Genomic DNA, 3,763 nt, shown 5'->3' on the forward strand with positions numbered 1-3,763 from the left:
TTATTATTTTATAGTTTTTCTTAGAAATAAACAAATTGCAAAATAGCTCTTTTTATATTAGTATAAGGGTTATCATGAAAGTTGCGCTTGTACACGATTGGCTGCCTATTTTGGGTGGCGCAGAAAAAGTTTTAGAAAGCATATATGAGCTTTACCCATCTGATATTTATACATTATTAAAAAATGATGATGCACTAAAAGGTTCTGTTTTTGAAAGCGCTAAAATATACACATCATTTATTCAAAATTTACCCTTTTCCAAAACTAAATATAGGAGCTATCTACCATTTTTTCCATTTGCTATTGAGCAATTTGATTTATCAGCATATGATCTCATTATTTCTTCAAGCTATGCCGTTGCAAAAGGTGTTAATGTAAACCCAGATCAAATACACATTTGTTATTGTCACTCGCCCATGCGCTATGCATGGGATATGTATTTTGAATATCTAAAAGATGCACACCTGGAAAAAGGTCTTAAAGCTTTGTTTGCCAAAATTGTTTTGCACTACATTAGAATATGGGATTATGCAAGCGCTCAAAGAGTAGATTACTTTGTTGCAAATTCTTTTAATGTAGCTAAAAGAATAAAAAAATATTACGGCAAACAAAGCACAGTCATTTATCCACCTGTGGATGTAGAAAAATTTGAACTGTGCGAGCAAAAAGAAGATTTTTATTTAACTGCATCCCGTCTTGTGCCATATAAAAAAATAGACTTAATTGTCGAAGCTTTTTCAAATATGCCAGAAAAGAAGCTAATTGTTTGCGGAGATGGGCCACAGCTTGAGCTTATAAAGAAAAAAGCAACAAATAATATTGAGATTATTGGATATGCAAAATTTGACACACTAAAGCATTATATGCAAAAAGCTAAAGCTTTTGTTTTTGCAGCAAAAGAAGACTTTGGAATTGTGCCAGTTGAGGCTATGAGTTGCGGTACTCCAGTTATTGCATACAAAAATGGTGGAGTTCTTGAAACGGTTGTAGATAATGTTACAGGTATGTTTTTTGAAGAACAAAGTGTAAGTAGCATTATAAAAGCTATAGTGGCTTTTGAAAGTAAAAAAGACAACTTTGATCCCACAATAATTAGAAAGCATGCTCTAAATTTTAGTAAAGAGCGTTTTAAAGAACAATTTAGTGCTTTTGTAGAAGAAAAATACAATGCAAAAAACTAGTATATTTAAAAAGTTACTGTATGCAATTATTTTGATTATTGGAGATTTTGCTGCTTTTAGTTTATCTTTTGCATTAGCTTTTTATACAAGAAAATATATTGGATATATATTTTTGCTTCCAAAATTTATTGTATACGGCTATTTATCAAAGCTTTTCTGGTTGCCTTTGGTATATTTTTTCTTTTTTTCAATAGAAGGCCTATATACAAAAAAAGTGCATTTCTGGTATGAGCTAAAAATACTGTTTAAAGCTATATTTATAGCTTTTATTGTATGTCTATCAATCGTTAGTATTGGTAAGCTTACAGATTCTGTTTCAAGACTATTTTTATTTTTTTTGCTTTTTTATAGTTTAATTGTTTTTCCAATATTCAGGGTAGCGCTAAAAAATTTACTATTTTATCTTGGTATTTCAAGAGAAAAAGTGTTGCTTATTGGTATTAGCCCAACAAGTGTAAAGTTTGCCCAAAGTTTTAATAACAACAAATATTTATGTTTAGATATTGTAGGTTTTGTAAATAAAACAAAAGAGCATATTAATGGATTTAAAACAATTAGTCCACTTACACATGCAAAAAAAATAACAAAAGCGCTTGGTGTTGACATAATAATAATAGACGAAAATGCTTTAAGCGAAGAAGAAGTATCTAAATTGTTCAAAGAATTGCAGGCTTTGGTTAAACGTATTATTTTAATACCAAAAATGAGCTTTATTTTTCTTTTAAATAGCCAGGTAAACTATCTTTTTGTAGAAAAAATTTTTGTTTTAAGTGTAAATAACAATTTAAAATCGTTTCTAAATAGATTTTTGAAAAGAATTTTTGATTTATGCATAAGTATAATTTTATTGCCGTTTTTAATTATAATCATACTTATCATTTCTGTAGCAATAAGACTTGATTCAAAAGGGAGCGTTTTTTATGTAAGCAAAAGACTCGGTCAAAATGGCAAATTATTTAATTTTTTAAAATTTCGTACTATGTATAAAGATAATGACCGCTTATTAAAAGAGTATTTGTCCAAAAACAAAGAAGCGCGCTTAGAGTGGGAAAAATATCAAAAACTAAAAAATTTTGATCCAAGAGTTACACGAATTGGACGTTTTTTGAGGAAAACTTCACTTGATGAGTTGCCACAGATTATAAATGTATTGTTTGGACAGATGAGCTTGGTTGGGCCAAGACCTTATTTACCGCAAGAGTTAGAAAAAATTGGAGATTCAATTAATACAATATTATTAGCTAAACCGGGTATCACAGGGCTCTGGCAGGTTTCGGGCAGAAATGAGCTTGACTTTCAAACACGCGTTGATCTTGATTGTTTTTATGTTACAAACTGGTCTTTGTGGTTTGATATAGTAATTCTTTTAAAAACAATTTATGCAGTACTAAAGCAAAAAGGAGCATACTAATGAATATTGATACTAAAAAACTGTCTTTTCAGTTGCTTTATATTAGCAGTTTAATGTTTGCTGTTTTTGTTGCTACATCTATTGCTGCGGATAGTTTGGCTATTAGTATTGGTCTAATCGGTTTAATAATGTTAATTTTAACCAAACAGTTTAGATTTGAAAGAAATGATTTACCTCCTGCTTTATTTTCTATTACTTATTTTTGGTCAAGTGTTTTTTCTATAAATCCAATACATAGCCTTTCTAGCTTTCACTATATATGGCATTTTGCTCCATACTGGATTGTTTCGCGAATAAAAAACAATTATAAAACCATTATTAATGTATTAGCAATATTCATTATTATAAGTTCAATTGGCGTGTATTTTAATGCTTTTTTTTGTATCAAACCTGCAAATATTTTTAGTGTTGCCTGGTCAAGTTTGCATTTTAGCCTACCAAACAAAGCATGTGCTCCCGAAGGGTTTAGTGGTTTTCCTTCATATATTGGTGCAATAATGCTTGTTTCTACATTTTTTTTTGGGGCTCTTGGGTTTTATAATAAGAAAAAGCTTTATTTGTTGGCTTCACTTTGTGCTTTGATTGCTACAATTTTAACTCAGGAACGCCAGGATTGGCTGGGGCTTTTGGTTGGTATTATAAGTATTGCCTTTTTTGTAAAAAATAGAAAAATTTGGCTGATTTACCTTGCAGGTATCGTTTTGGTTGTTGGTTTGGCACAAACGGGTTTTGTGAAAAACAGACTACACTATACACTGCATTTTACAAAAGATCCAGATATTGTAATTCGCTTTGCAATGATTAAAGCATCTTTTGATATATTTAATAAATCAAGTCTGACAAGAAAACTTACTGGTTATGGGCCTAGCTTTGCAAGCAAAATTGTCCACGATGATACAGTTAAAATTTATAAACAATTAGCCAATAAGTATCATATAAACCCAAACGCTAATATTGCTACAGTAATTGACAATTATTATGTAAATATTTTGATGAGTGCAGGCCTAATAGGGCTTATTTTAATTTTAAGTGCGTTTTTTATGCTTCTAAGAAATAATATAAAAGCCATAAAATACTCTAGTGGCGAGCAAAAAGCCATTTTAATTGGTATGAGTTTGGGTTTAATAGCATTTTATGTAGCAAGTGGGTTTGATAATCTGTTAGGTAGCGC

General features: G+C 30.2%; 3 protein-coding genes. All 3 read left to right on the top strand.

The features are described from left to right. Positions 1 to 74 precede the first annotated feature (74 nt). Positions 75 to 1,181, top strand: coding sequence for a glycosyltransferase family 4 protein (locus ACP5FO_RS08530; protein ID WP_428157387.1), 1,107 nt, complete (start codon positions 75 to 77; stop codon positions 1,179 to 1,181). Beyond that, entirely contained in the window at positions 1,168 to 2,592 is a 1,425-nt protein-coding gene (wbaP, locus tag ACP5FO_RS08535; RefSeq protein WP_428157388.1) for an undecaprenyl-phosphate galactose phosphotransferase WbaP, read from the top strand. The genes ACP5FO_RS08530 and wbaP overlap by 14 nt, the downstream gene beginning before the upstream one ends. Continuing rightward, positions 2,592 to 3,763: O-antigen ligase family protein (locus tag ACP5FO_RS08540; RefSeq protein WP_428157389.1), on the top strand; the 1,172-nt coding region annotated here is incomplete at its 3' end. The genes wbaP and ACP5FO_RS08540, both read left to right, overlap by 1 nt.

It is taken from the genome of Desulfurella sp. (assembly GCF_049977265.1).
Classification (GTDB): Bacteria; Campylobacterota_A; Desulfurellia; order Desulfurellales; family Desulfurellaceae; genus Desulfurella.